General features: G+C 72.4%; 22 protein-coding genes and 1 pseudogene. 8 read left to right on the forward strand and 15 right to left on the reverse strand.

The genetic code is table 11. From position 1 onward, the window contains the following. Positions 1-186: 186 nt before the first annotated feature. The 9 genes and pseudogenes from ACFWVV_RS14380 to ACFWVV_RS14420 all read right to left on the reverse strand — a co-directional run bounded on the left by ACFWVV_RS14380 (position 187) and on the right by ACFWVV_RS14420 (position 12,383). Positions 187-1,473: a hypothetical protein gene (locus ACFWVV_RS14380; protein ID WP_384346170.1), complete on the reverse strand. Its 1,287-nt coding sequence runs from the start codon at positions 1,471-1,473 to the stop codon at positions 187-189. 494 nt (positions 1,474-1,967) lie between these two features. After that, positions 1,968-3,683: pseudogene (locus ACFWVV_RS14385) on the reverse strand (DUF3492 domain-containing protein); the annotation flags it as partial. 224 nt (positions 3,684-3,907) lie between these two features. After that, positions 3,908-5,641, reverse strand: a complete 1,734-nt coding sequence (locus tag ACFWVV_RS14390; protein WP_384346173.1) for a dipeptide ABC transporter ATP-binding protein — start codon at positions 5,639-5,641, stop codon at positions 3,908-3,910. Continuing rightward, a complete protein-coding gene (locus ACFWVV_RS14395) occupies positions 5,638-6,627 on the reverse strand; it encodes an ABC transporter permease (RefSeq protein ID WP_384346175.1) in 990 nt (329 codons plus the stop codon). The genes ACFWVV_RS14390 and ACFWVV_RS14395 overlap by 4 nt, the downstream gene beginning before the upstream one ends. Continuing rightward, entirely contained in the window at positions 6,624-7,631 is a 1,008-nt protein-coding gene (locus ACFWVV_RS14400; RefSeq protein WP_384346178.1) for an ABC transporter permease, read from the reverse strand. Before ACFWVV_RS14400 ends, ACFWVV_RS14395 begins: the two co-directional genes overlap by 4 nt. A gap of 2 nt (positions 7,632-7,633) precedes the next feature. Further along, on the reverse strand, positions 7,634-9,346 hold the full coding sequence (locus ACFWVV_RS14405; protein WP_384346181.1) for an ABC transporter substrate-binding protein: 1,713 nt from the start codon (positions 9,344-9,346) through the stop codon (positions 7,634-7,636). Between the two features lie 192 nt (positions 9,347-9,538). Then, a complete protein-coding gene (locus ACFWVV_RS14410; protein WP_384346184.1) occupies positions 9,539-9,637 on the reverse strand; it encodes an Ms4533A family Cys-rich leader peptide in 99 nt (32 codons plus the stop codon). Between the two features lie 89 nt (positions 9,638-9,726). Then, positions 9,727-10,746, reverse strand: a complete 1,020-nt coding sequence (locus ACFWVV_RS14415; protein WP_384346187.1) for a DUF3152 domain-containing protein — start codon at positions 10,744-10,746, stop codon at positions 9,727-9,729. A 560-nt stretch (positions 10,747-11,306) separates the two neighbouring features. Then, positions 11,307-12,383, reverse strand: coding sequence for an alpha/beta fold hydrolase (locus tag ACFWVV_RS14420; protein WP_384346190.1), 1,077 nt, complete (start codon positions 12,381-12,383; stop codon positions 11,307-11,309). 293 nt (positions 12,384-12,676) lie between these two features. On the opposite strand from ACFWVV_RS14420, the gene ACFWVV_RS14425 reads away from it, so the two are divergent. From ACFWVV_RS14425 to ACFWVV_RS14440, 4 genes are all read left to right on the forward strand, one after another. Then, positions 12,677-12,904, forward strand: a complete 228-nt coding sequence (locus ACFWVV_RS14425; RefSeq protein ID WP_384346193.1) for a hypothetical protein — start codon at positions 12,677-12,679, stop codon at positions 12,902-12,904. 184 nt (positions 12,905-13,088) lie between these two features. Beyond that, complete coding sequence (locus tag ACFWVV_RS14430) at positions 13,089-13,730, forward strand: TetR/AcrR family transcriptional regulator (protein WP_384346196.1); 642 nt, start codon at positions 13,089-13,091, stop codon at positions 13,728-13,730. A gap of 197 nt (positions 13,731-13,927) precedes the next feature. Continuing rightward, positions 13,928-14,155 carry a DUF3107 domain-containing protein gene (locus tag ACFWVV_RS14435; protein WP_384346198.1) on the forward strand — a complete coding sequence of 76 codons (228 nt, stop codon included), beginning with the start codon at positions 13,928-13,930 and terminating at the stop codon, positions 14,153-14,155. 400 nt (positions 14,156-14,555) lie between these two features. Further along, entirely contained in the window at positions 14,556-14,825 is a 270-nt protein-coding gene (locus tag ACFWVV_RS14440; protein ID WP_384346201.1) for a hypothetical protein, read from the forward strand. A 31-nt stretch (positions 14,826-14,856) separates the two neighbouring features. Here the strand turns inward: ACFWVV_RS14440 and ACFWVV_RS14445 are convergent, their stop codons facing one another. Next, positions 14,857-15,615: a ferritin-like fold-containing protein gene (locus tag ACFWVV_RS14445; RefSeq protein WP_384346204.1), complete on the reverse strand. Its 759-nt coding sequence runs from the start codon at positions 15,613-15,615 to the stop codon at positions 14,857-14,859. 516 nt (positions 15,616-16,131) lie between these two features. On the opposite strand from ACFWVV_RS14445, the gene ACFWVV_RS14450 reads away from it, so the two are divergent. Together ACFWVV_RS14450 and ACFWVV_RS14455 are read left to right on the forward strand one after the other, a co-directional pair. Beyond that, positions 16,132-18,195 (forward strand): DEAD/DEAH box helicase, encoded by a 2,064-nt coding sequence (locus ACFWVV_RS14450; protein WP_384346207.1) that lies wholly within the window; start codon positions 16,132-16,134, stop codon positions 18,193-18,195. Positions 18,196-18,414: 219 nt separating this feature from the next. Further along, the gene (locus ACFWVV_RS14455) at positions 18,415-19,296 is read left to right on the forward strand and encodes an alpha/beta fold hydrolase (protein WP_384346210.1); all 882 of its coding nucleotides are present in this window, start codon (positions 18,415-18,417) and stop codon (positions 19,294-19,296) included. A gap of 57 nt (positions 19,297-19,353) precedes the next feature. Here ACFWVV_RS14455 and ACFWVV_RS14460 read toward each other — a convergent pair whose 3' ends face one another. Then, positions 19,354-20,313 carry an NYN domain-containing protein gene (locus ACFWVV_RS14460; RefSeq protein ID WP_384346212.1) on the reverse strand — a complete coding sequence of 320 codons (960 nt, stop codon included), beginning with the start codon at positions 20,311-20,313 and terminating at the stop codon, positions 19,354-19,356. Between the two features lie 210 nt (positions 20,314-20,523). Between ACFWVV_RS14460 and ACFWVV_RS14465 the strand changes: the two genes are divergently transcribed. After that, positions 20,524-20,676: a hypothetical protein gene (locus tag ACFWVV_RS14465; RefSeq protein ID WP_344270335.1), complete on the forward strand. Its 153-nt coding sequence runs from the start codon at positions 20,524-20,526 to the stop codon at positions 20,674-20,676. Between the two features lie 197 nt (positions 20,677-20,873). On the opposite strand, the gene ACFWVV_RS14470 is transcribed toward ACFWVV_RS14465, so the two are convergent. From ACFWVV_RS14470 to ACFWVV_RS14485, 4 genes are all read right to left on the reverse strand, one after another. Further along, a complete protein-coding gene (locus ACFWVV_RS14470; RefSeq protein ID WP_384346215.1) occupies positions 20,874-21,479 on the reverse strand; it encodes a MarC family protein in 606 nt (201 codons plus the stop codon). A 244-nt stretch (positions 21,480-21,723) separates the two neighbouring features. Further along, on the reverse strand, positions 21,724-22,590 hold the full coding sequence (locus ACFWVV_RS14475) for a PHP domain-containing protein (protein WP_384346218.1): 867 nt from the start codon (positions 22,588-22,590) through the stop codon (positions 21,724-21,726). 248 nt (positions 22,591-22,838) lie between these two features. Next, a complete protein-coding gene (locus ACFWVV_RS14480; protein WP_384346221.1) occupies positions 22,839-23,477 on the reverse strand; it encodes a DUF6758 family protein in 639 nt (212 codons plus the stop codon). Positions 23,478-23,803: 326 nt separating this feature from the next. Continuing rightward, the gene (locus ACFWVV_RS14485; RefSeq protein ID WP_384346224.1) at positions 23,804-24,388 is read right to left on the reverse strand and encodes a suppressor of fused domain protein; all 585 of its coding nucleotides are present in this window, start codon (positions 24,386-24,388) and stop codon (positions 23,804-23,806) included. Between the two features lie 495 nt (positions 24,389-24,883). Here ACFWVV_RS14485 and ACFWVV_RS14490 point away from each other — a divergent pair, with 495 nt between their 5' ends. Then, complete coding sequence (locus tag ACFWVV_RS14490) at positions 24,884-25,993, forward strand: magnesium and cobalt transport protein CorA (RefSeq protein WP_384346227.1); 1,110 nt, start codon at positions 24,884-24,886, stop codon at positions 25,991-25,993. Positions 25,994-26,165: the final 172 nt, after the last annotated feature.

Raw genomic sequence — 26,165 nt, forward strand, 5'->3', positions numbered from 1 at the left:
CACGGAGAGAGGGGGTTGGGGGGTCATGTGACGTTCTCCTTGGGGGTGTTGTACGGGTACTGCGTGCTGCGGGTACCGCGTGTGCCGCTGAGGGGTGGGCTGGGTGCGCAAGGACGGGGTGTGTCCGAGGAGCGGTGCGCCGGGGTGCGGGCGGGCCCGGTCCGCGCGGGCGCGGTTTCGGGCGGGTCAGTCGCGCCGCCCCGCGTGGGCGGAGGCCCGCGACAGGGCGACCGCCGCATGGCCGAGGAGCCCCAGTGCGGCGGCCCCGCAGGCGAGGGCGGGCACGGCGCCCGCGCCCCACTCCCGCACCAGGGTGCGCACCGGCCCTGCCAGTGCCTCGCAGCCCGGCAGCCGGGCTGCCAGCAGGGAGCCGAGTACGGTCACCTCGGCGGCGCAGGCGAAGGTGAGCCCGGTGGATCCCGCCCCGGGCAGGCCGTGCACGGCGAGCAGTCGGGCCAGGAAGAGCAGTGCCCCGACGGCGAGGGCGGACAGTGCGAAGTCCCCGCCGAAGCCGAGCCTGGCGGCCCCGTACAGCAGCACGGTCAGGGCCAGGGCGTAGAGCCCGAACACGCCGAAAAGCAGCGGCCTGACGGCTGCCCCGAAGTCCTCGGTGCCGCGGCTCACGGCGAGCCTGCGGTGCGCCTGTACGGTCAGCAGCCGCGCACACCACGCGGCGGGGGCCACTGCCGCGGTGAGCCCGACGAGCACGGCGGGTGCGGGCGCCCAGAGCGGGCCCTCGCCGAGCAGCCGGGTCACCACGCCGTCGCCGAGGACCGCGTACAGCAGCAGCCAGCCGGTGCGGGTCCACGGTGCGTACCCTTCGGCGCGCAGCGGCCCGTGGTGCAGGCACAGCAGGAGGGCCGCGGCGGTGGCGAGCGTGCCGAGGACGAGGACCGCCATCCGCATGCCGTCCGATGCGTGCCCGGCACCCAGCAGAGTGAGGGCGCACAGGGCGCCCGGCAGGAGCGCGTACGCCGCCCAGGCGGTCGGCAGTGCGCCGTCGTTGTCGGCGGGCTCCGGCGCGTGCGCCGGGGTGTCGTCCTCGTCCGCCCGGGGCACGCGCGCGTAGAGCTCCTCGGCGAGCGAGAAGACGTCCCGGTGCCGGAAGCGGGCGGCGGTGCGGTCGGTGACGCCGTGCGCCTCGAGGCCTGCGGCGATCTCCAGGGGGTCGACGGCCCGTTCGCACAGCTCGCGGTGGCGGTGCATGAGCACCCGGACGGGGTCGGCGGGACCGGTACGGACGGGCCCGGCGAGGGCGCCCCGGACGGAACCGCTGCCGGCCCACCCGGCCCCGGACTGCCCGGCCCCGGACTGCCCTGCCCCCGCGCCGGTCCGCCCCGCTCGGGCGGAGCCCGCTCCCACGGCCCCTGACCCGGAGGGGTCCGAGGTCCGGGTGCGGTCGGCGACCGTCGTCCGGGTGCCGTGGGCCGGGGTCTCCGCCATGCCCGTCGGGTCTGCTGTCTGCGTGGTCATGGACGTGCCTCCCGTACTGCATCCGTTTCGTCGGCGGGCGCCGAGCGGGGGGCGGCCGCGATCCCGGCCGCCGTGCGGTCCTCGAAACCGGACAGCCTCCTGTCCAGCCCGGACACCTGCGTGTCCAGCCCCGACACCCTCGTGTCCAGCCCGGCCATCCGCGTGTCCAGCCCCGACAGCCGCTCACCCAGGCCCGCGACCTGCCGCTCCAGGCCGGTCATCCGCTCTCCCGGGCCGGACAGGTGCTCCGGCCGCGGAAGTGGGGGCTCGCGGTCGACCAGCACCGTGAGGGTGCCGACCGCCTCGCTCCGGACGTGCGCCTCGTGCTCGTGATCGGCCGCGTACGCCGCCCAGGTCGGCACCCGCTCGACGGCGGGCGGCCCCACGACCTCGGGCAGCTCAGGCACCTCGGGCGCCTCCGACACCTCGGGCACCGCAGGCACCGCGAGCACCGCGAGCACCTCAGGCACCGCAGGCACCGCAGGCACCGCAGGTACCTCAGGAACCCCAGACACCGCGAGCGCCTCAGAAACGGCAGACACCGCAGGCACCTCCGCGGCCTCGCCCGCCACCGCCCCCCTCCAAGCCCCCGGCACACAGGCCTCCGCCGCCAGTTCGAACGGCAGCGGGTCCCCGTCCACCGCCTCGCGCCGCACGGGGCAGTGCGAAACCAGCTCCAGGTAGATGCCGCGGAATGCCGCGAGGTTCTGCTCCACCGTGAAGAGTTCGAGCGCCCGCGCACGCCCCGCGGCACCCAGCCGCGCCCTGCGCTCCGGGTCGCGCAGCAGCGACAGACAGGCGTCGGCGAGCGCGCGCGGATTGCGCGGCGGGACCACCAGGCCCGTACCGCCGATCACTTCGACCACCGCGCCCACATCGGTCGACACGGTCGCCCGCCCGCAGAACATCGCCTCGACCAGTCCGATCGGGAAGCCCTCGACGACGCTGGAGAGCACGACGATGGAGCCCGCCGCGTACGCGTCCGGCAGTGCGGGTGCACCGGGTCCGCCGATCTCCTCGAAGCCGACCGGGCACTCCCCCGTCCCGTACGCCCCGCGCGCCTCGTCCGGGAACAGCTGGGCGGCCAGGGCCCGGCAGTGCGCGAGGTAGCCGGCCGCCACCTCGTCCCCGTCGGCGACCGGCGCGGCGATGATCCGCAGCCGGGTGTCGGGCTCGGCCCTGTGCACTGCCGCGAAGGCGTGCAGCAGCGCGACCAGGTCCTTGGCGGGCTCCACCCGGCCGACCCACACCAGGGTGCCGTCCGCGCCCGCCCCGCCCCGCTCGCCGACCTCGGTGAACCGCGTGGACTCCATCCCCGGGTACACGGTGCGCAGCTTGGCCCGGTCGGCGCCGCAGCGCTCCTGCCAGCGGCGGGCGTGCCCGTTGCCGGGGGTGATCACGGCGGCCTGGGCGTACACCTCGGCGGCCAGCAGTCCCTGGAAGGCGGCCAGGAGCGTGCGCACGGGTGCGTTCAGCTCGGCTTCCTGGGCCGCGAGGTAGTGCGCCCGCAGCTGTACGCCGTACTCGGTGACCAGCAGGGGTACGCCGAAGAACCGCTTGGCCAGCAGGCCGGGCAGGGCGGCCGCGCCCCCGGACGCCGCGTGGCAGAGGTCGACGGCACCGAGGCCGCCCTCGCCCGCGTCGTACCAGTCGAGGGAGAGCGGACGCAGGGTGCGTTCCAGGAGGTCGGCGAAGACCAGGTAGTCGTTGACCTTCGCGGTCTGTACGACACGCGGGGCGCCGGGGGCGCGGCAGGCGCGCTCCAGGGCGCGCACGGCACACTCGGAGCGCAGGGCGGTGTGCAGTCCGCCCTTTTCGCGGGCGAGTTCGGCGAGCCCGTACAGGCCGGTGCAGAAACGCTCCGCCGCCGCCGCGCCGGGACGGCTTCCCTCGCTGCCGCAGACGGCGCCGGCCAGGTCCGCGAAGTGGGCGTCGAACCGGCGCCGGTCGCGCCGTCCGTAGCCCCGTCCGCCGAGCCGTCCGTGCGCGGTCCTGAACTCCGTCTCCGAGGACCACAGTGACGCCGTCCGCACCCGCTGGACCTGCGGGGGCAGCGCCAGCCAGCCCTGTTCCTCCTGGTCCGCGCTGCGGCTCAGGGCGTAGAGGTGGAAGTCGTGCCGCGCGAGGCCGCGCACGAGCCGGTCGCACCAGAATCTGGATTCACCGGTCGCATACGGGTAGCCACCCTCCGTGAGCAGTGCGATCCGCACGTGTGCACCCCCGATCTCCCTTGTGGACAGCCGCCGTTGAACCGGCGACTCGCAGCGGGACCGACCGTATGCGGACATGCCGGTGGTGCGACGGACGGTTGTCCATCGCACCACCGGAAGGGGTGAACAGTCGTAACTTTCGCGCGTGGCCCGCGTTCTCTCGCGCTAGAGAGGTACGCGCGCGTGCGCGGGCCCCGTACCGGACGGGCCCCGCGGCACGGACGTCAGGCGTGCGTCAACTCCTCGCGGGCCGTTCTGCGGGCCGCCGCCCGCACCGGGTCGAGCGTGGGCACGGCGGCCAGCAGCTGCTGGGTGTACGCCTCGGTGGGCGAGCCGTAGACCTGGCCGACGTCGCCCTGTTCGACGATCCTGCCGTCCTTCATGACGACGATCCGGTCGCTCACCTGCCGTACGACGGCGAGGTCGTGCGCGACGAAGACCAGCGAGAGCCCCAGGTCCCGCTGCAACTCCGCGAGCAGTGCGATCACTTGTGCCTGGGTGGTGACGTCCAGCGCGGAGACCGGTTCGTCGCAGACCACCAGCTGGGGCGAGGGGGCCAGCGCGCGGGCGATGCCGACGCGCTGACGCTGGCCGCCGCTGAACTCGTGCGGGTAGCGGTCGTAGCGGTCGGGGTCGAGTCCGACCCGCTCCAGCAGCTCCCGCACGCGCGCGTGGAGCACCCTCTCGTCGCGCTCGCCGGCCGCGCGCAGCGGGTCCGCGATGGACTCGCCGATGCTGCGGCGCGGGTTGAGGGACGCCACCGGGTCCTGGAACACCATCTGCACACCGAAACCGCCCGGAGCACCGCGCGAGCCCGGAGCACCCAGCGAGCCCGAGGCACCCCGCGAGCCCGGCGCACCCCGCGTGCCCCGCACACCGCGCATGCCCCGGGTGCCGGACGCCCGCCCCGGGCTGCTCTCCCTACCCCCGTAAAGGAGGCGGCCCGAGGTGGGCTCCAGCAGACGCACGAGCATCCGCCCGAGCGTGGTCTTTCCGCTGCCGCTCTCGCCGACGATGCCGAGGGTCTCGCCACGGTGCACGGTCAGCGACACGTCGTCGACGGCCGTCACGGCTCTCCCGCGCCGCCCGAACTCGCGCCGCAGTGCGACGGCTTCGAGCAGTGGTTCGCCGGCCGCCGGGCCCGTGGAGTCCTTCAGCGGGCCGTCCAGGCGCGGCACCGCCGCCAGGAGCGCCTTCGTGTACGTGTCCCGGGGCGCGGACAGCAGATCCCGTACGGGGCCGCGCTCGACCGCCCGCCCTTCGCGCATCACCAGGACGTCGTCTGCGCTCTCGGCCGCCACTCCCACGTCGTGGGTGACCAGCAGCAGCCCCATGCCCTCCTCGCGCCGCAGCCCGTGCAGCAGGTCCAGGATCTGGGCCTGCACGGTGACGTCGAGGGCGGTGGTGGGTTCGTCGGCGATGAGCAGTTCGGGTGCGCAGGCGAGCGCCATGGCGATCAGTGCGCGCTGCCGCATGCCGCCGCTGAATTCGTGCGGCCGCGCGCGGGACCTGCGTGCGGCGTCCGCGATGCCCACCCGCTCCAGTACTCGCACGGCACGCGCGCGTGCGTCCCGCCGGGACACCTTGCGGTGTACGCGCAGGACCTCGGCGATCTGGTCGCCGACGGCGTAGTTCGGGTCCAGTGAGGACAGCGGGTCCTGGAAGACCATGGCGGCCTTCGCCCCGCGCAGCGCCCGCAGTTCGGCCTCCGAGGCCGCTGTCACGTCCACGCCGGCGACCCGCACCAGGCCCTCGACCCGGGCGCCTGTCCCCCGGTGCAGCCCGAGCAGGGCGGAGGCGGTGGCGCTCTTGCCGGATCCGGACTCGCCGACCAGGGCGAGCGCGCCGCCCTTGGCCAGGGTGAAGGACAGGTCCCGTACGGCGGCGACCGGATCCGAGGCCCCGTCGCCGGGGAAGGTCACCGAGAGGTCCGACACCTCGACGAGGAACTCGCTCATGCCAGTACCACCCGTCGGTCGGCCACCACGTGCAGCACGTCCGCGAGGGCGCCTGCGAGCACCACGAAGAATCCCGTCACCAGTACCATCCCGACCACCACCGGCAGGTCGACGACCTTCACCGCTTCGACCAGTTCCCGCCCGATTCCGGGCAGTCCGAACAGCGACTCGGTGAGCACCGCGCCGCCGAACATCGTTCCGACGTCCATCGCGCTCAGTGTGATCACGGGTGCCAGCGCGCCGCGCAGCGCGTGCCGCCCGACGAGCGCGCGCTCGCTCACGCCGTAGGCGCGGAAGGTCCGCACATGGTCCTCGGCAAGTGTCTCCAGCATGGAACTCCTGGTCAGCCGCGCGTATTTGGCGGACTCGATGGCGGCCAGCGACACCCACGGCAGCAGCAGGTTCCAGGCCCACTGCTCGGGGTCCTCGGCGAAGGGGACGTAACTCGGGAAGGGCAGCCACTGGAGCGTCGAGCAGAACGCGATGATCAGCAGCAGTCCGATCACGAAGACCGGGGTGGCCGTCCCCGCGAGGGTGAGCCAGGTCAGCACCCGCTCGGTAGGCCGCCCGCGCCGCCACACCGACAGCACGCCGGTGCCGACGCCGAGCAGCAGCCACAGCACCAGGGCGCCCACGACCAGCGAACCGGTGACCGGGAGCCTGGTCAGGATGAGCTGGGTGACCTGCTGGTCGCTCTGGTACGAGAGCCCCAGGCACGGCGCGTCGCAGTGCAGCACGCCCGTTCCCGAGGAGAAGTCGCGGCCGGCGATCACGCCTTCCACGAAGTGGCCGTACTGCACCCACAGGGGGTCGCCGAGCCGCAGTTGGTCGTGCACCTGCGCCACCTGGACGGGTGAGCAGCGCGGACCACAGGCGATCTGTGCGACATCGCCGGGGGCGACGTAGAAGACCAGGTAGAGCAGCACGCTCAGCGCCCAGAGCACGAAGAACGCCCCGCCGAGCCTGCGCAGCAGGAAGCCGGTCATCGCACACCTGCCCCTCTGCGGCGGAACACTCCACGCGCGCGTGCGGCGGATCCCAGCCGGGACCGCGACCTCGGGTCGAGTGCCGTCCGTACGCCTTCGCCCAGCACCGTCATCGCGAGCACCGTCACGAACAGGAGCGCCGCCGGGACGAGCAGATAGGTGGGCGCCGCCTGGTACCAGATGTCGGCGTCCGTGAGCATCTGTCCCCAGGAGGGCGTCGGCGGCTTGATACCGATGCCGAGGAAGGACAGGGCGGCCTCCACGACGATGTTCTGCGGCAGCAGCAGGGCGGTGTACGTGAGGACGGGCGCGGCCAGCGCGGGCAGCAGCTCGCGCCGGGCGATCCGCCAGGTGCCCCAGCCGCTGAGGCGGGCGGCGGACACGTAGTCCAGCGTCTTGAGCATCAGTGTCTGCGCCCTGACGAGTTTGGAGGTGCCTGCCCAGCCGAGCACGCCGACGACCAGCGCGATCAGCACCGGCCGGGGGAAGCCGGCGGGGACGATCGCGAGCAGCGCGAGGGCGATCACCATCAGCGGCATGGCCACGTTGACGTCGGTGAGCCGGCTGAGCACCTGGTCGACGGTGCGGCTGCCGAGTCCCGCGGCGAGTCCGATGAGGACCCCGAGGAGCACCTGGAGCACGGTCGCGGCGAGGGCGACCCCGAGGGAGACCCGCGCCCCGTACACGACCCTGGCGAACAGGTCGCGGCCGGTCTGCGGCTCCACGCCGAGCCAGTGCTCGGCGCTGATCCCGCCGAACGGGCCGAGCGGTGCGCCGCCCGCCGCCGAGTCGACGAGCGCGGGGTGGAAGGTGTTCGGGTCCTGCCCCTCCAGCGCGGTGAGCAGCGGCGCGGCGAGCGCCACCAGCACGAGGAGTCCGACCACAACGGCTGCGGCCACGGCGGCCCGCTGCGCGCGCAGCCGCCGCCAGAACTGACGGGCCCCCGAGGCGGGGACGACGGCCGGCGCCGCCCCCACCTCCTGGGCCAACAATGCCTCGCTCATGATTACTTGACCGCGACCTGCGAGACGTCCAGCACACCGGTCCAGTCGCTGATGACGATGTTCTTGACGTCCTTGCCGAACAGCCGCTTGTAGACGGGGTGGAACAGCGGCACGGTGAGCGCCTGCTCGCCGATCTTCTTGTCGAGGGCGCCCCAGCGGGCGGCGGCGGCCGACAGGTCGGTCAGCTTGTTGATCTCGTCGATCTCCTTGTTGACGGCCGGGTCGTCGAGCTGCGCGCTGTTGTAGTTGGAGCCGTCCTTGACGATCTGGCGGCCGTCGAAGAGCGGGGCGAGGAACGGCCCGCCGGACGGCCAGTCGGCGCCCCAGTGTGCGAGGAAGAGACCGGGCTGCTTCTTCACGCTGTGCACGGTGTCGCTGTAGTCGTTCTCCTCGAGTCCCTTGAGTTCCAGGGTGATCCCGGCCTTCTTCAGGGCGTCCTGGAGCGCCGTGGCGATCTCCGGGCTGGTCTCGCGGTCCTTGGCGTTGGAGTGCGTCAGCGTGAGGGTGAGGCCATTGGCATACCCCGCCTCCTTGAGGAGTTCCTTCGCCTTGGCCGCGTTGCCCGTGGCGCCCGCCGGGAAGTGGTCGTACGTGACGTGGCCAAAGGACTTCTGCGGGGGGAGGTTCGTCGTCGCGGGCAGGGCGAGGGAGGAGCCGCCGGCCGCGTTGATCACGGACGAACGGTCGACCGCGTACGCGACCGCCTGGCGCACCTTCGCATTGTCGAAGGGCTTCACCTTGGGGTTGAAGGCGAGGTAGTTGGTGTAGCCGAAGTGGCCGGTGCCCACGCGGGCGGCGAGGTTCTTGTCCCCGGCGACCTTGGCGAGTTCGGCGGGCCCCAGGTTGTTGTCGGTGGTCACGGCCGCGGAGTCGGCGCCCGCGCTCGCGGACAGCCGCTGGTTGATGACGGAGGGGTCGAGGCCGGAGCGCACGTCGATCCGGTCCGGGTGGGCCTTGCGCTCCTGGTCCGTCTTCGCGTCCCAGTGCGGGTTGCGCTCCAGGACGAGGCGCTCGCCGTCGTTCTCGTTCCTGACGACCTTGTACGGGCCCGAGGCGAGCGGGTGCTCCTCGTACTTGGTGCCGGTGTCCTTGGCCTTCGGCACGGGTGTGGTCTGCGTCTGGGTGGCGAGGTAGGGGAACTCGCCCTCCGGCTTGTTGAGCTTGAAGACGATCGTCCGCGCGTCGGGCACCTCGATCGAGTCGAGCCCCTTCTTCGCCTTGTAGGGACCCTGGTACGTGGCCCCGCCGATCAGCCAGTCCCGCAGGTACGGTGCGCCGCCGGACAGTTCGGCCGCGAAGGAGCGCTCGATGCCGTACTTGATGTCGGCGCTGGTGATCGGGGTGCCGTCCTCGTACTTGAGCCCCTCCTTGAGGGTGTACGTCCACACGGTGGCGTTCTTGCTGGGCTTGCCGAGGTCGGTGGCGAGGTCGGGGACGACCTTGGTGCCTTCCGCGCCGTTCTCCCGGTTGCGGGTGGTGAGCGTGCGGAAGACCAGGGAGGGGACGTTGCCGCCGCCGGAGGTGTAGAGCCGGGCGGGGTCGAAGTCGCTCTGCGGCTTCCGGTTGAGGATCTGGAGGGTGCCGCCCTGCTGGGGCGCGCCGGCCTTGCCGCCGGCGGTGGTCGCGGCCCCGCCGTCGCCCTGCGGTCCGGCGCAGGCGGTGGCGAGGGTGGTGAGGGCGAGCCCTGCGGCTATGACGGCTGCTCGTCTGGACATGGCGGATGCACGGAGCACGGCGGAAGTACCTCTCGGAATGCCGGGCACGGCGAACGGCGCACCCGGAACAGGTAAGAAATGAGCACACGCAGGCGCCCGGAATTCCGGGGGAACCCGCGGAGACCCGAGAGGGTTTCCGTACGGTCACAGTGGAAATGCCGCGCCTGCGGACAGAATGCGAAAAGGCAGGCGTCAGCTACAGAGAATGTCGGCGACGCAGTGCGCGGTCACACCGATGAGCGCGAGCTCAATGGCTTCGCGATCGGTGGCGGCTGCGTGACGGTTCGACATGCCTAGAAATATGAACGACCCCGCCACCCCATGTCAATCCTGCCGTGAGACGGCGTCTCACATGCTGATCATCGGGGGCGGGGCGCCTCTCAATTCCCGGGGTGCACCCACGGGTTGGGCCTGCAGGTCCTCGATTTGGTCTGCAGCGTCTTGGTCTGCTGCATCATCACCGGTGCGAGCGCGCCGTCCTTGTCGCAGTACTCGTGATTGCGCCCGAGCCGGTGGCCCACCTCGTGATTGATGAGCATCTGCCGGTACGCGAAGAGCTTGTCGTCGCCGAAGGTCGGCGAGCCGCCGGCCCAGCGGTAGGCGTTGATCATGACGCGTTCGGTGGCGGCGGAATCACAGGAGACATTCAGGTCGAGCGTGTCCAGGTCCGATTTCTGGCACCAGAGATCGGTGGTGACGGGAGTGGCGAGCGTCACGACGAAATCCGGTTCGCCGGTGGAAATCCGCTCGAATGTCATCTCGCCGTTCCCGGCCCAACTCCTTTTGTCGTTCAGGGTCTTCTGGAGGGCGTCGGCGAAGAAGTTCCCGTCGAGCCCCATGTCCTTCTCGACGTCCACCCGGTATTTCCACACCTTTCCCTTGCCAGGCGCCGGGCTTTCTCCGGGAACGGTGTCGAAGGTGTTGGGCCCTTTCTGGTCCGCGGCCATCTTCAGCTTCTCGGACATGCGCTGCTCGTACGTCGCCGGAGCGGCGCGCACCGCCGGAGCCTCGGCGCCGCCCTGCGGCGTGGCCCGCTCCTCGTCGCGCGAGGCACCGTGGGCGAAGCGGCGGTCCCCGATCCCGGGCGCCGCCGCGTCCTTGGCGTCCCCACCGGTGCCGGACTGCTGCCCGGCCACCACGACCGCCAGGGTGGCGGTCACGACGGCAGCGGACACTCCGGCGGCGGTACGGACCCGGTGCCGCTTGGCGCGCGGGGCGCCCGTGCCGGAGGAGTCCGGGCCGTCCGGGTCGTCGAAGTCGCCGCCTGCGGCCGCCGCGTCGTCCCCATCGGTGACGGCGTCGTACGGGTCGCTGGCGGCCGTAGCCTCCGGCGCGGTCGGCCGCACCTCGGGGCGCGGCTCGTCGAACACCGCCACGAAGTCGACCCGGGGCCCGGGCACATGGGGACCCTGGGCGTGCGGACCGGAAACATGCGTGCCGGGAGCATGGGGGCCGGACGCCTGCGATCCCGCAGCGTGCGGACCAGCAGTCTGCGACCCCGCGGTGCGCTGCCCCGGGAGCCGTACCCCGGGGCCGGGCCCGGCCTGCGGCCGGGCCGCGGACGGCGTGCAAGCGGTCTCGCCCCGCGGCGCACCGACCCAGTCGCCGTACCTTCCGCCGCCCGTGTCGCCGACTGCGCCCGTAGGCCTGGTGCCGCCCCAGCCGCCGCCCGGCTCGCGCTGTTCCGGGTGCCCGCCCCGGACCTGCTGCTCCTCCTGCGGGGAGTGCGAAGGGCCGCCCGCCAGATGGTGCGGCTGGAAGCGCGGCAGCGGCCCGGTGGTGTCCTGGACCCGCGGCAGGGCCCCCGTGTCGCCGCGCCGGCGCCGCCCGTTGCCGGGTGTGCCGGACGTCCCGGGCGCGCCGCCCGTACCTCTGGCGTCGCCGCCCCCGGGTATGCCTGGGGTCTCGTCGGCACCCTGCGGTGCGGCACCTCGGCGGCTATGACGTCCCACGCGCCGGATCAGCTCCTAGTTTTCGTCTGCTGCGTATTCTTCTGCTGCGTTTTCGTCTGCTGCGCTGCTGTGCGTACGCCGTTCCGCGCACCTGAAGTCCCGCCCGTGCCACCCGTCGCACGGTTGTCGTCCGTACCACTGTCGCCGATCAGCCCACGAAACGCGTCGGCCACCAGTTCGGGGTACTCCATCATCGCCACATGCCCGGCGTCCGGAAGAGTCAGGAGCCGGGAATCGCGGAACGCGGCCGAGGCGCGGCGCGCCATCCTGAACCCCACGAGCTGGTCCCGCCCGCCGTACACCAGCAGCGTGGGCGCCAGCACCCGTTCGGCCTGCCGCCACAGCCCGTGCTGGCCACCGAGGGTGTAGGCGTCGACGATGCCGCGCGCGGAGCGGGTCATCACGTCCCAGAAGTACGGCAGTTCGAGCCTGCGCTCCATCTCGTCCACGGCCGCCCTGAATCCCTCCGGCGTGACCCGCCCCGGATCGCCGTAACAGAGCCCGGTCACGCCCCGGGTGCGCTGCTCCGCGGTCCAGTCCCTGCTGAGCTTCGCGAACAGCCCGGCCACGCCGGGGATCGCGAGCAGCGCGGTGGGCACCGCCGTCTTCTGCACCCGGAGTTCGGGCAGCGCGGGCGAGATCAGGGTCAGGCTGCGCACCAGGTCGGGGCGTACGGCGGCGACCCGGGTGGACACGGCGCCGCCCATCGAGTTCCCGAACAGGTGGACGGGACCGCGTCCGGCGGCCTCGATGTGGCGGATCACCGCCCGCGCCTGACCGGTGATCGAGTAGTTGCCGTCCGCGGGCGGCGGGGAGTCCCCGAAGCCCGGCAGGTCGATGGCCTCGCTCTCGACGACCTCGTCCAGCAGGGGCATCAGGGCGGACCAGTTCTGCGACGATCCGCCGAGTCCGTGCACGTACAGGGCGGACGGCAGTCCGGAGCGCGCCGGGGGCCGCGACCGCACGGTCAGCGTCAGCCCGGGCAGGGTGACGGACCGCAGCTGTTCCCCCTCCGCGACCTTGACGGCACTGACCAGGGGCAGTGGCGCGACTGCGCCGGCTTCCGGCAGCTCGGTCGAATCCATGGCGCCAATGTTACGAGACGATCACGCAGGGGCTCATGTGTTCGCGGTCACAGGCCGCACCCCGCGCGCCTCCCCGCCCAGGCCGCACCCGGCGCGCCTCCTCCGCCCAGGCCGCACCCCGCGCGCCCCTTCCGCTCAGGCCCCGCCCCGCGCGCCCCCTCCGCCCGGACCGCTCCCCGCGCACGCCCGCGCTCCCCCGCTCGGGCCGCATGGCGCGCGCTCCCCCTCGCTCCTACGCTCGAAAGGAGACGTGCACGCACATGACTCCGTACGCGCCGGAAAGGCGGAACACCATGAGCGACATGGACCCCACCGACCCGGACACCTACGACAGCGAGCAGCCCGCCGAGGGCACCCCGCTCCCCGACGAGGCCCCCGAGGCCGACGCCGCCGAACAGCACACCGCTGTGGTGCCCGACCAGGAGGACCCGCCGCCCTCCTTCGACCCGGCAGCCGCGAACGAGGCGGACGCCGCCGAACAGTCCCGCGTGGTCCCCCTCGACGAGGAGGACTACCGCTGATCCCGTCCGGGCCTCCGCCCGCCGGGGGCCTGCGGCCCTTCCCGCGGTGTCCGCTCCGTGAAATTCTGCGTCCGCACCACGCACACAGGGGTTACTCAAAAGTACGATGGCCCCTGCGGCGCACATCACACGGAACAGCCGTGCGGTGAGAGGTCCGTGAAACAGGAAAGACATGGGAGGCGGCGTGACAGCCACCGAGCAGACAGAGGCGGCACGCCCACGCGGCACCCGCCTGCCACGCCGGGCCCGACGCAACCAGCTGCTGGGCGCGGCGCAGGAAGTCTTCGTCGCACAGGGGTACCACGCGGCGGCGATGGACGACATCGCCGAGCGTGCGGGCGTCAGCAAGCCGGTGCTCTACCAGCACTTCCCCGGCAAGCTGGACCTCTACCTGGCCCTCCTCGACCAGCACTGCGAGTCGCTGCTCCAGGCGGTCCGTACGGCGCTCGCGTCGACCACGGAGAACAAGCTGCGCGTCGCGGCCACCATGGACGCCTACTTCGCGTACGTACAGGACGAGGGCGGCGCGTTCCGCCTGGTCTTCGAGTCGGACCTGACGAACGAGCCGGCCGTGCGCGAGCGCGTGGACCGGGTCTCGCTGCAGTGTGCCGAGGCGATCAGTGAGGTGATCGCCGAGGACACCGGCCTGTCCAAGGACGAGTCGATGCTGCTGGCCGTGGGCCTGGGCGGGGTCTCCCAGGTGGTGGCCCGCTACTGGCTGTCCAGCGGGAGCACCATTCCGCGGGAGACGGCCGTCCAGCTCCTCACCTCGCTGGCCTGGCGGGGCATCGCCGGCTTCCCGCTGCACGGCACCGACCAGCACTGACCGGCGCCCGCACGGGTTCCGGCGGCGGAACCGGCCGCCCAAGACGGTCGCCGGGGCCCGGCGCGGGCCCGGCCGGGGCGCCGTGTTCGCTCCCGGCGTGTCCCTGAGCGCCGATCACGTCCGCTCACCGGGCTAATGTGGCGGGACGTACGGCGCGGGATGACCGCGCCGACCCAGATCGTCGGAGGGACATAGCCGTGGAGGTCAAGATCGGCGTGCAGCACGCACCCCGGGAGATCGTTCTGGAGAGCGGGCAGTCTGCCGAGGAGGTCGAGCGCGCGGTGGCCGACGCGCTGGCCGGCAAGGCACAGCTGCTCAGCCTGAACGACGACAAGGGCCGCAGGGTCCTGGTGCCGGCGGACCGGATCGCCTATGTGGAGATCGGCGAGCCGGCCCAGCGTCGGGTGGGCTTCGGCGCCCTCTAGTACGCGCAGTACGCGGGAGTCTCACGACTGCTCGCACACGCAGAACCGGAAGGCCCGGCGGGATCTCTCCCGCCGGGCCTTCCGCGTGCACGTGGTGAGGGGGTCGGGCGGCTTCCCGCGCCGCCCCGCCTCACGCCGTCCCGCCCGTTCCGTTTCCCGTGCCGCCCCGCCTCACGCCGTCCCGCCCGTTCCGTTTCCCGTACCTGCGCGCCCTTCCGCGTGCACGTGGCCGGGCACGTGTGTCCCTGCACGCCGCGGGCAGGTGTTCTCACGTGCCGTTCGCCTTCTGTGCACAGGCTGTTCGTATGCCTGCACGCCCAGGAAGGATTGCGTTCGGCACCCCCCGGGTAAGACGGGCTACGACCCATTTGCCCACGTTGCCGTGCAGGAGGGAATCGCGTTGATCTGGGAAGCTCTCGGCTCCGTCATCCTTGGCCTCGGCCTCGCCTGGACCGCCGCGTCCCGGCTGCCCGACCGGCTGCCCGCGCGCCCGCACGTGCTGATCGCGGGCCTGCTCGGCGCCGTCTTCGGTGCCTGGCTCACCCACATGGCCGTCGGCCCCGGCCACCCGCTGGTCACGTTGCTCGGCGCTGCCACGGTGGGTGCCGTCACCCTCTCGCTGCTCCTGCGCCCCACCCGCCGTATCCGCCGCAGGTCGGCGGCGGCGTAGCTCCGGCTGCGCCGCCGCACCGGCCTGCGGCTCAGGCGGCCAACCCCAGCGCGGCCATCCGCTTGGTGTGCGCCTCGGTGATGCGGGAGAACATCCGGCCGACCTCCGCGAGGTCGAAGCCGTCCGCCACCCCGCCCACCAGCATCGTGGAGAGCGAGTCGCGCTCGGCGACCACGCGCTGCGCCTGCGAGAGCGCCTCGCCCATCAGCCGCCGCGCCCACAGCGCGAGCCGCCCGCCGACCCGCGGGTCGGCCTCGATGGCGGCACGCACCTTCTCGACGGCGAAGCCGCCGTGCCCGGTGTCGTCGAGGACGGCCAGCACCAGCGAGCGGGTGTCGGTGTCCAGGGCGGCGGCGACCTCGCGGTAGAAGTCACTGGCGATCGAGTCGCCGACGTACGCCTTGACCAGGCCCTCCAGCCAGTCCGATGGGGCGGTCAGGTGGTGGAAGTCGTCCAGGGGCTTCGCGAAGGGCTGCATGGCGGCGGTCGGCTCGGCGTCGATGGCGGAGAGCCGGTCGCGCAGCCGCTCGAAGTGGTGGAACTCGGCGGAGGCCATCTTCGCCAGCGCCGCCTTGTCGCCCAGCGTCGGCGCCAGCTTGGCGTCCTCGGCGAGCCGCTCGAAGGCCGCCAGCTCGCCGTACGCGAGCGCGCCGAGCAGGTCCACGACCGCGGCACGGTAGGTCGGCTCCACGGACGCGGTCGCCCAGTCCTGGGCAGCGATTCCGGTGGGTTCGGGGGCGGTCTCGGCAGGGGTTCCGGCGGGGGTGTCAGGCGTGTCCATAAAGCGCACAATAGCGTTCCGGGCCGGGCGTGCCCGAGGACGGCGGACGGCCGGGGCGCGCCTGCTCAGCGACCGCCCCCTACCCCGCCGCCCCACCATTCCTACGAATTCACCCAACACACATGCGCGAATCCGGGGTACAGTGGTAATGCGCTTGCTGAGCTTTCATGCCTGCGAACCCCGGTTCGTACGCAACTCCGCAGGCCATCCGAATGAGGATGCCCGGTCGGTGGCCCGATCGGCTCCGACCCGACAGCCCTCCTGCGCACGGTGCACACGCATCACCGCGGACGAGGGAACCCTCAGCGACGTGAGCGCTAGAGCAATGGCAGTGGTCCCGCGCCACCCGGTCCTCCCAAGGCCGGATGAACTCCCCAGGCACGGTACGACCCCCGTTGTTCGCCTCAGGTCGCGTCTCACAGAAGAGGCAGCACCCTGACTACGTTCCGAGACCTCGGCATCCTTTCCGAGACGGCCGAAGCCCTTGAGGCGGTCGGCATCACGTCCCCCTTCCCCATCCAGGAGATGACGCTCCCCGTCGCCCTCGCGGGCAGCGACGTCATCGGCCAGGCCAAGACCGGTACGGGCAAGACCCTCGGTTTCGGTCTCCCGCTTCTGGAGTGCGTCACCGTTCCCGCGGACGTCGAGGCGGGCCGGGCCAAGCCCGAGCAGCTGACCGACGCCCCGCAGGCCCTCGTGGTCGTCCCCACCCGCGAGCTGTGCCAGCAGGTCACCAACGACCTGCTCACGGCCGGCAAGGCACGCAATGTGCGCGTCCTGGCGATCTACGGCGGCCGCGCCTACGAGCCGCAGGTCGAGGCGCTCAAGAAGGGCGTCGACATCATCGTCGGCACCCCGGGCCGGCTGCTCGACCTGGCCGGCCAGAAGAAGCTCGACCTGTCCCACATCCGCGCGCTCGTCCTCGACGAGGCCGACGAGATGCTGGACCTGGGCTTCCTGCCCGACGTCGAGAAGATCATGAAGATGCTTCCGCCGAAGCGTCAGACCATGCTGTTCTCCGCGACGATGCCCGGCGCCGTCATCGGTCTGGCCCGCAAGTACATGAGGCAGCCCACGCACATCAGCGCCACCTCGCCGGACGACGACGGCGCGACCGTCAAGAACATCACGCAGCACGTCTTCCGCGCGCACAACATGGACAAGCCGGAGCTGGTCTCGCGCATCCTGCAGGCCGACGGCCGCGGACTCGCGATGATCTTCTGCCGCACCAAGCGCACCGCCGCCGACATCGCCGACCAGCTGGAGAAGCGCGGTTTCGCGTCCGGCGCGGTCCACGGCGACCTCGGCCAGGGCGCCCGCGAGCAGGCGCTGCGCGCCTTCCGCAACGGCAAGGTCGACGTCCTGGTCTGCACCGACGTCGCCGCCCGCGGCATCGACGTCGAGGGCGTCACGCACGTCATCAACTACCAGACGCCCGAGGACGAGAAGACGTACCTGCACCGCGTCGGCCGCACCGGCCGCGCGGGCGCCAAGGGCATCGCCGTCACCCTCGTCGACTGGGACGACATCCCGCGCTGGAAGCTCATCAACAAGGCGCTGGACCTCCCCTTCGACGAGCCCGAGGAGACGTATTCCACGTCCCCCCACCTCTACGAGATCCTCTCCATCCCGACCGGTACCAAGGGCATACTGCCCCGGGCCGACCGCACTCGCGCCGGACTGCGCGCGGAAGAGGTCGAGGACCTGGGCGAGACCGGCGGCCGCGGCCGCAAGGCGCCCGCAGCCGCGGCAGCCGCCGTGGTGACCGAGGAGCGTCCGGCCCGTACGCGTACGCCGCGTCAGCGCCGCCGCACCCGGAGCGGCTCGGACCTCGGGGACACGGCAGAGGCCCCGGCGGCCCCCGCCGTGGACAGCCAGGCCGAGGCCCCTTCCGCCTCCCCGGCCGACGGTACGGAGCCGCGCACGCCCCGTCGCCGCCGCCGGACCCGCCCCGCCGCGGGCACGGCGTCCGCGGGCGTCGCGCTCGCCGAGGCCCCGGACGTGCGGAAGCCGGCACCGGCGGAGGCTGCGGCCGTGCAGGACCCGGCTCCGGCCGAGGCTCCGGCCGCGCCCAGGACCCGTACCCGTACCCGCAAGGCCGCGGCGACGGAGCCGGCCGCCCAGGAGGCCGCGGCTCCGGCCGTCGAGGCGCCTGCCGAGGAGGCCGGGACCGCAGAGGTCAAGGCCACCCGGAGCCGGACCAGGACCGCCAAGGTCCTGGTCGAGGCCGAGGACACCGAGCCGGCCAAGCCGGTCAGGGCGAGGGCGACCCGCAAGGCCGCTCCGGCGAGGGCCGCCAAGGCAGCCGAGGTGTCCGAGGTCGTCGAGGCTCCGGCGCGTCCGCGGCTGAAGCGCCCGGTCCGCGCGCGGGTCTCCGCCGAGCCCGAGGTCGACTTCCAGATGGCGCCCATGGCGGAGCCGGAGCCGACGCAGCCCCGGCGCCGTGCGGCGGCCCCGCGCAAGACCGCCGCCAAGAAGACGGCCGCCCAGGCGTCCACCGCCCGGACCGGCGCGCCCGCCACGGAGCCGGAGGGCGACGCCAAGCCGCGCCGCCGCCGCGCCCCGCGCCGCACCACCACGGAGAGCTGACCCGCTTCCTCCGACGACGGCCCCGTCCCTCCCCCCGCCCGGGGAGCGACGGGGCCGTCGTGTTTCCGCCCGGGGGTGGAACGGGGCCGTCGTCCTTCCGCCCGGGGCGGGCCGGGGCGGCCTTGGCCCCTCCTCGGAGAGACGGCACCGCACCGCGGCCGGGTACGACGCCGCCCATGCCCTCCCTGCACCCGGCCGACTCCCCGGTAACCTCGGGGCATGAGCAGGCCGCCCACCTTCGTCCCGCCCGCCGGCGTTCAGGCCGTCCCCCTCCGCACGGAGCGCGGGACCTTCGCCGCCCTCGATGCCGGGCCCGCTGCCGCTCCCCGCGGCACCGCCCTCCTCCTGCCCGGTTTCACCGGCAGCAAGGAGGACTTCATCGCGATGCTCGCGCCGCTCGCCGGGGCGGGCTATCGTGCCGTCGCCGTGGACGGTCGCGGCCAGTACGAGTCCGAGGGTCCGGCGGACGACGAATCTCCTTACGCCCAGGCCGAGTTGGCCCGGGATGTACTGGCCCAGGCGGCTGCCGTCGGCGGCGCGTCGGCCCCCGTTCACCTGGTGGGCCACTCCCTCGGGGGGCAGATCGCGCGGGCCGCCGCCCTCAGCGACCCCGCTCCCTTCCGCTCCCTCACCCTGATGTCCTCAGGGCCCGCCGAGGTCCATCCCTCCCAGCAGGAGAAGATCGCCCTGCTGACGCAGGCGCTCGCGGTGATGTCGATGGGCGAGGTCTGGGACGCGATGCAGGCGATGGAGACCCCCGTACCGGAGGAGACGGACACCGACGGGCGGACCAGGGAGCACGAGGAGGCTCTCCGCCGCCGCTGGCTTCGCCACAGCCCCGCCCAGCTGACCGCGACCGGACGCCTGCTCAGCACCGAGCCGGACCGCGTCGCCGAACTGCTGGCCCTGCGCCTGCCCGTGCACGTCGTCTCGGGCACGGTCGACGACACCTGGCCGGTCCCGCTGCTCGACGACATGGCCGTACGCCTCGGGGCGCACCGCACCGTGATCAAGGGGGCCGGGCACTCCCCCAACACCGACGGCCCCGCGGAGACCTCCCGGGCGCTGACCGACTTCTGGGACCGCACGGGAGCCCGCTGACCCGTACGGCCCCGCACGCCCGTCCAGTACCGCGACTGCGACTATGACTGCGGGTGTCTAGTACTGCGACTGAAGGTGCTGCCAGAACCCGTCCCGCAGCGAGCGCCGCAGGTCCGAGTGGCCGCGCAGGGACCGCTGGAGCATCCGCTCCGCCTCCACCAGCAGCTCCTGGTCGACCGGGCCCGGCAGATAGGGCCGTCCCGGCAGCAGCTCGCCGAGTTCCTGCCGGCCCCGCTCGGACAGCCACTTCGCGGCGATCTGCGCACCCAGGAAGCGGACGTCCTCGCGCTTGGGCGTCGGGCCGTTCTCCTGCTCGTACGTGGTGACCGGGCGCCGGGTGACGTACGGCTTGCAGAAGTCGAGGTCGAAGGTGCGGGAGCTGTCGACCTCCCAGAGCAGCGGCTCGGCCTGGTTGCGGCCCTCACCGGCCTCGATGCCCCACAGGTGGACGCGCGCGCCGTACCCCTGGGCCGCCTCGACCGCGGACACCAGGTCCTCGTCGCCGCCGACCAGGGCCGCGTCGCTGATCGCGCGGTGTCTGGCGAGGGACTCCAGGTCGGTGCGGATCAGGGAGTCGACGCCCTTCTGCTGGTTGTTGGCGTTGAGGTTGCCGAGGCGGACCTTGACGTCGGGGAGTTCGGCGATGGTCTGCTGCTCGGTGGTGTGGATGCGGCGGCGGGCGCCGTCGTACCAGTACACGCGCAGCAGCCTGCTGTCGGCGAAAATGGTGCGGGCCCTGTCGATGAAGGCCTCGATCATGCCTTCCGCGTCCAGGTCGAAGGAGCGCCGGTCCTCGGTGCCGGTGACCAGCAGACCGGCCGCCGCGTACACATATCCGGCGTCGACGAAGATCGCGTGGGTGGAGGGGGTCTTGGCGACCTCCGCAAGCACGCGGGTGAGCAGCTCGTTGGTGCGGTCCAGTCGGCCGGCGAGTGCGGTGATCCGGTCGCCTTCGGCGGGGATTCCGGCGGAGCCGTGGGACCTGTCGGGGGAGCCCGAAGGCTGTGCGTCGTCCATACGCAGCCCATTGTCCCGGCCGCCGGAGAGCGCGCACAACCGGTGTCTCACCAGCGAGTAGTTAGCCTCGCGAAAATTTTCTTTAGCGTAGGGAATCTTTTTCTGGGGAGGCTCGTTGTACCCGTATGGAACGTGTGGCCGTGGCGCCACTCGTGCCCCTTACATTCACCTCAGTTCTCCAGCAGGAGGATCAGACGAAGGGAGAAGCGCATGCGCTTCGAAATCATGCGACTGGACGATGTGGACGGCTCCGCCGTGGACAGCACCGTCGTGGACGCCGCCTCCGTCAACCGGATCGTGCAGCAGGCCGCTTCCATCGGCCAGCGCATCTACATCCGCCCGGCCGAAACCACGGCCTCGTAACACCGACGACGTACCGAAGACGTGCTCAAGACGTGTGGACGCATTGCAGACGCACCAAAGACGTGACGACGACGTACTGACGTAACGACGAAGAACGGAAAGCGCCCCCGTGCCGCAGGCACGGGGGCGCTTCGCGTATCCGGACCCGTGCCTGTGCGCGGGATCAGCTCCGGGCCCGTGCCGGTGCGCGGGCGGGATCAGCTGCCCTGGACGACCTGTGTGATGCCGTTGATGATCTGCTGCACCGCCAGCGCGGAGAGCATCATGCCGGCGAGCCTGGTCACCAGCACCACACCGCCCTCCTTGATCACCCGGATGATCACCAGCGAGAAGCGCATCACCAGCCACAGCACCACATGCATCGCGATGATCGCGGACCAGACCGAGATCTGGCCGGTCACCGAACCGTTGTGCTGCACGGCGAGGATGACGGAGACGATCGCACCGGGCCCGGCGAGCAGGGGCATGCCGAGCGGGACGAGGGCGACGTTCACGTCCTTGGTCTGGGTCGGCTCCTCGTTCTTGCCGGTGAGCAGGTCGAGCGCGATGAGCAGCAGGAGCAGACCGCCCGCGATCATCAGCGCGGGGATGGAGACGTGCAGATAGTCGAGGATCTGCTGGCCGACGACGCCGAAGACGGCGATCACGCCGAAGGCGACGGCCACCGCCTGCCAGGCCATCCGGCGCTGCACCTTGGCGGGCCGGCCGGAGGTCAGACCGAGGAAGATCGGAGTGATCCCAGGGGGGTCCATAATCACGAAAAGCGTGAGAAAGAGGGATCCGAAGACGGCAAAGTCGAACACAGTGAGGCCTTGCAGGAGAGGGCCGTGCCGGTGCGCGGCGGGCGCACGGTCAGGGCCGGGGTGCGGAACATGGGGGGGGGTTGCCGACTCGTGGGGACGTCGGCTCGGGGGTCGTTGCTCGTACGGCGCCGGAGGTCGTGCGGCCCGGCGCCGGGGCCGGTCCGGCTGCGCGCACGTCGGGCCCGAAGGGCTCGGACGTGCGGTGGGCCGGTCCGGCACAGGCGCGCGGTAGGCCCGAAGGGGCTCAGGCGCGTGGGCGTCCGCCCGCGCCGGGCACGGGGAAGGCACCGCTCGCACGCCGCGTGATCTCGCCGTACACGTCGGGGTGCGTGGTGTACTCCCCGAGCCGTACGGTCTTGCGGCTGCCGTGGTAGTCGCTGGAGCCGGTCACGAGCAGGCCGTGGTCGGCGGCGAAGGCACGCAGCCGGGCGCGGTCGGACTCGTCGTGGTCCATGTGGTCGACCTCGATGCCGTCCAGGCCGACGGCGGCCAGCTCGGCTATGGAGGTCAGGGGGACGGTGTCGCCCCGCTTGGCGGCGCCGGGGTGCGCGAAGACGGTGACCCCGCCGGCGGCCTTGACCAGGCGGATCGCGGTGAAGGGGTTCAGCTCGTGCTTGTCGACGTACGCCCGGCCGTCGTTGGCCAGCCACTCGGCGGTGAAGGCGTCGGAGACCGTCTCGACGACGCCCAGTTCGACGAGGGCCTCGGCGATGTGCGGGCGGCCGAGGGAGGCGTCCCCCGCGATCCGGGCGACCTGGTCCCAGGTGATCGGCACGCCGAGGGCCTGGAGCTTGGCGACCATGCCCCGGGCGCGCGGCACCCGGTCGTCGCGCACCAGCTCGCGCTCGCGGGCGAACTCCGGCTCGTCGGGGTCGAAGAGGTAGGCCAGCATGTGCATGCCGGTGCCGTCCAGCCGGCAGGAGATCTCGGCGCCGGTGACGAGGGTGAGGCCCTCGGGCAGTGCGGCGACGGCTTCCGCGTGGCCGCGCACCGAGTCGTGGTCGGTGAGCGCGACGACGTCGAGGCCGGCAGCGGCGGCGTTGCGCACCAGCTCGGCGGGGGTGTCGGTGCCGTCGGATGCCGTGGAGTGGGTGTGCAGGTCGATGCGCACGACGCGTACTCCAGGGGCAGGGCGGACGGAAGGGACGCGTCAAGGGTAACGGGGATTCGAACATCCCCAGTTCAAGCGGCCGTCTGCAGTTCAAGCGGCGCTCGCGCGGGGCGGGGGCCACCGCCCCGGGCCGCGCCCGCGCCTCCGCAGCGAGCCGTGGTTCCGGGCGCGGTCGCCCCGGGCACTGCGCCGCGCCACATTCCTTCGCAGCGAGCAGGTACCTGGGCGCGGCCGCCCCCCGCGCCGGGTTACGCCAGGATCCGCGGTGAGAGCGCTCCGCAGGGCAGCAGTTCGACCTCCGCGCCCGCGTCCCGCAGATCGGTCAGCACCAGTTCGTCGTACATCAGCAGGCCGGACTGCTCGGGCCAGACGATCGCCCACAGCCACAGTCCGCGCGCCTCGCCCGCGAAGACGGCGCGGTCGGCCGGTGTGCCGGAGACGTGCCACAGGGGGGTGGGACGGCCGGCCGCCAGGACCTTGGTGACCGGGGGTTTCTCCATCGCGATGTGGGTGCCGGGGTCGGGTCCGTCGATGCCCGCGTAGCGTGCGCCGAGGCCGACGCCCAGCTCTTCGGCGACGAGCAGGAGTTCGCCGAATCCGCCGAGTGGGCCCGGGCCCGAGCAGGCGACGGCGGTGGCCCGTCCGCCGCTGCGGTCGTCACCCGCGTACGCGATGCCGCTGAACAGCCAGCCCACCGGCAGCGGCCAAGGCATCCACACCGGCACCTGGGCCCGCTTCACCGCGACCGCGAGGGCCTCGACGCTGGGCGGGAGTACCGGCTGGAGCGGGTGCACGGCCCCGTGCACGGAACACTGCCAGGTCTCGGCAAAGAGACCGGGCGCCCTGACCCGGCCTCCGCACTTCGGGCAACTGGGTTCGCCCCTCATATTGCCCAACAGTCCTCCCCGGTCGACGCCGCGTCAAGGACGATCACCCGTCCGGCGCGCGCCGCTTTCCGGCGCTGCCCGGAAATCTCCCCACCCCTCCCACCGGCCAAAACCAGATGCCACGCACATCCATTGGCTGGCCGCGCCCACCGGCCCCGCCCACCGGCCGCGCGCGGGAACTTCCCCGCCGCGCGCGCCACGCCCCGCGGCATCTCCGCGACGCCCCGCGCCGTCTCCGCCACGCCCCGCGGCATCTCCGACACACTGGCCGAACCCCCGTTCGCAGCACCCCCGGGGGGGGTGGTTTTCAGCCCTCTTCGAGGGGCTCAGTCGAGCCGCGCCCCCACCCGCCCCGGATCCCGCAGGTCCGTTCCCTGGGCGAGCCAGCGCTCCTGCAGCACCTGCGCTCCCTTCACCCGTTTCCACGCCGCCTCGTTGGCCGTCATCGGCAGCAGCGGCAGAAAGCGCACCGGGTCCATCGGAGCGTCGAGCTCCAGGTCCTCGACGAGGCCCCCGCCCTCGGCCACCAGCACCGAGCTGAAGGGCGCCCCCGGCCACAGCGGATCCCCCACCTCCAGCGAGGCGCCGGGAGCCACCACCAACCCTTCCACCTGCGGGGACGCGGCCAGCACGGCCAGCGGCCGCAGCACCTTGTCGGTGTCCGCGAGCCCGGCCCGCACCGAAAGGATCAGCTCGGCGCGCGGCCCCTTCACCGGATCGGCCAGCGCCGCCGTGGGGTCGGTCATCGGGGCCGCGGACATGCCGAGGGTCGCGTACCGGACGATGTCGCCGTCCAGGAACCGCAGCACCTCGACCCGGTCCGTACCGAGGAACGTGACGGCGGCGCGCGCGTCCGGTTCGCCCAGAGTCGTCCGCAGTCGGGCTTCTACCAGCGCAAGTACATCTCCCATGGTCCGCGAGCATAGGCCGCGTATGGAACGGGCAAAGGAGGGGCTTGACGGGGCTTGACACCGGAGCCGGCTGGTAACCTGGGCCGCTGGTCGGGGCGGTCCGCGGGCAACGCGGCAGCGGTACTTTCGAGCCCCGGCGACACGTCGTCCCTCACGGGGGACCGGCCGGAGGAGGTGGGGCTGCGGTGGATCGAAGTCGTCCCGGTAGTACCAACCGCTCTTCCGCGTCACTTCCGCACCTTGTGGCCTGAGGCTTCGTACCCGGCCCTCGGAGCACCGAAACCACTCGGTTCCCGATGCGTCTCGCACGACGGAAGAGCACGTCACCCTCACCTGATTTGCCTGATCCGTGTCTGAGCGAACGCCGTCACCGCGTCCTCGCGGTGCCGCCCGCTTTGCCGACGTGCACCCCGTCACACCGCCGTGGCTCCGCACGTCTCCATTCCGGGCAGTGCCACGCGCCACGCAGACGGCTTCTTTGCGAAGGAGCCCGCCATGTCGATGATCCGTGACCTGCGCGCAGTCGTACGCCCCTCGCTGCGCAGGAGCCCCACCGTCTACGCCAACTACGACGCCACCCGCGACCACTCCGCCTCCAGCGCGGTCGTCGACTGCGCGGTCTACCGCGAGGGCCGGCGGATGAAGGAGTGCACCACCCCGCACGAGGCGATGATCCGCGTACGGGAGTCCGGCGGCTTCGCCTGGATCGGTCTGCACGAGCCGACCGAGGCCGAGTTCGCCGGGATCGCGGCCGAGTTCGGGCTGCACCCGCTCGCCGTGGAGGACGCGGTGCACGCGCACCAGCGGCCGAAGCTGGAGCGCTACGACGACACCCTCTTCACCGTCTTCAAGACCATCCACTACGTGGAGCACACCGAACTGACCGCCACCAGCCAGGTCGTGGAGACCGGCGAGGTCATGTGCTTCACAGGACCGGACTTCGTGATCACCGTCCGGCACGGCGGCAAGGGCTCGCTGCGCACCCTGCGCCACCGCCTCCAGGACGACCCGGAACTCCTCGCCAAGGGCCCCTCCGCGGTCCTGCACTCGATCGCCGACCATGTGGTCGACGGGTACATCGCGGTCGCCTCCGCCGTCCAGGACGACATCGACGAGGTCGAGATCGACGTCTTCTCCGCCCCCGCCAAAGGCAGCTCGCGCGGGGCCGACGCGGGCCGGATCTACCAGCTCAAGCGAGAGGTGCTGGAGTTCAAGCGGGCGGTGGCGCCGCTGCTGCGCCCGATGCAGCAGCTCTCCGAGCGGCCGATGCGCCTCGTCGACCCCGACATCCAGAAGTACTTCCGCGACGTGGCCGACCACCTGGCCCGGGTCCACGAGCAGGTCGTCGGCTTCGACGAGCTCCTCAACTCCATCCTCCAGGCCAACCTCGCCCAGGCGACGGTCACCCAGAACGAGGACATGCGCAAGATCACCTCGTGGGCGGCGATCATCGCCGTCCCGACCATGATCTGCGGGGTGTACGGCATGAACTTCGACCACATGCCGGAGCTGCACTGGAAGTACGGGTACGCGATGGTGCTCGGCGGGATCGCCGTGGTCTGTCTGACCATCCACCGCCTGCTGAAGCGGAACGGCTGGCTCTGAACCCCGGCCCCCGCCCGGCCCGCCGACGGGCACCCGCACGCCCGTCGGCAGGCACCCGCACACCCGTCGGCCGGCACCCCGACGCACCACCGGCGGGCACCCCGACGCACCGCCGGCCGGCACCCGCGCACCCCACCGGCCCGTGCCCGCCCTCGTCCCCACCCCCTACTCT

The organism is Streptomyces sp. NPDC058663, from assembly GCF_042716745.1.
In the GTDB taxonomy this organism is placed as follows: domain Bacteria; phylum Actinomycetota; class Actinomycetes; order Streptomycetales; family Streptomycetaceae; genus Streptomyces.

What these genes read in the sequence shown, in the direction of transcription:
- ACFWVV_RS14380 (WP_384346170.1), bottom strand. Translation starts at nt 1,473, where the DNA reads ATGACCACGCAGACAGCAGACCCGACGGGCATGGCGGAGACCCCGGCC.
- ACFWVV_RS14390 (WP_384346173.1), bottom strand. Translation starts at nt 5,641, where the DNA reads ATGAGCGAGTTCCTCGTCGAGGTGTCGGACCTCTCGGTGACCTTCCCC.
- ACFWVV_RS14395 (WP_384346175.1), bottom strand. Translation starts at nt 6,627, where the DNA reads ATGACCGGCTTCCTGCTGCGCAGGCTCGGCGGGGCGTTCTTCGTGCTC.
- ACFWVV_RS14400 (WP_384346178.1), bottom strand. Translation starts at nt 7,631, where the DNA reads ATGAGCGAGGCATTGTTGGCCCAGGAGGTGGGGGCGGCGCCGGCCGTC.
- ACFWVV_RS14405 (WP_384346181.1), bottom strand. Translation starts at nt 9,346, where the DNA reads ATGTCCAGACGAGCAGCCGTCATAGCCGCAGGGCTCGCCCTCACCACC.
- ACFWVV_RS14410 (WP_384346184.1), bottom strand. Translation starts at nt 9,637, where the DNA reads ATGTCGAACCGTCACGCAGCCGCCACCGATCGCGAAGCCATTGAGCTC.
- ACFWVV_RS14420 (WP_384346190.1), bottom strand. Translation starts at nt 12,383, where the DNA reads ATGGATTCGACCGAGCTGCCGGAAGCCGGCGCAGTCGCGCCACTGCCC.
- ACFWVV_RS14425 (WP_384346193.1), top strand. Translation starts at nt 12,677, where the DNA reads ATGAGCGACATGGACCCCACCGACCCGGACACCTACGACAGCGAGCAG.
- ACFWVV_RS14450 (WP_384346207.1), top strand. Translation starts at nt 16,132, where the DNA reads ATGACGCTCCCCGTCGCCCTCGCGGGCAGCGACGTCATCGGCCAGGCC.
- ACFWVV_RS14455 (WP_384346210.1), top strand. Translation starts at nt 18,415, where the DNA reads ATGAGCAGGCCGCCCACCTTCGTCCCGCCCGCCGGCGTTCAGGCCGTC.
- ACFWVV_RS14460 (WP_384346212.1), bottom strand. Translation starts at nt 20,313, where the DNA reads ATGGACGACGCACAGCCTTCGGGCTCCCCCGACAGGTCCCACGGCTCC.
- ACFWVV_RS14465 (WP_344270335.1), top strand. Translation starts at nt 20,524, where the DNA reads ATGCGCTTCGAAATCATGCGACTGGACGATGTGGACGGCTCCGCCGTG.
- ACFWVV_RS14480 (WP_384346221.1), bottom strand. Translation starts at nt 23,477, where the DNA reads ATGAGGGGCGAACCCAGTTGCCCGAAGTGCGGAGGCCGGGTCAGGGCG.
- ACFWVV_RS14485 (WP_384346224.1), bottom strand. Translation starts at nt 24,388, where the DNA reads ATGGGAGATGTACTTGCGCTGGTAGAAGCCCGACTGCGGACGACTCTG.
- ACFWVV_RS14490 (WP_384346227.1), top strand. Translation starts at nt 24,884, where the DNA reads ATGTCGATGATCCGTGACCTGCGCGCAGTCGTACGCCCCTCGCTGCGC.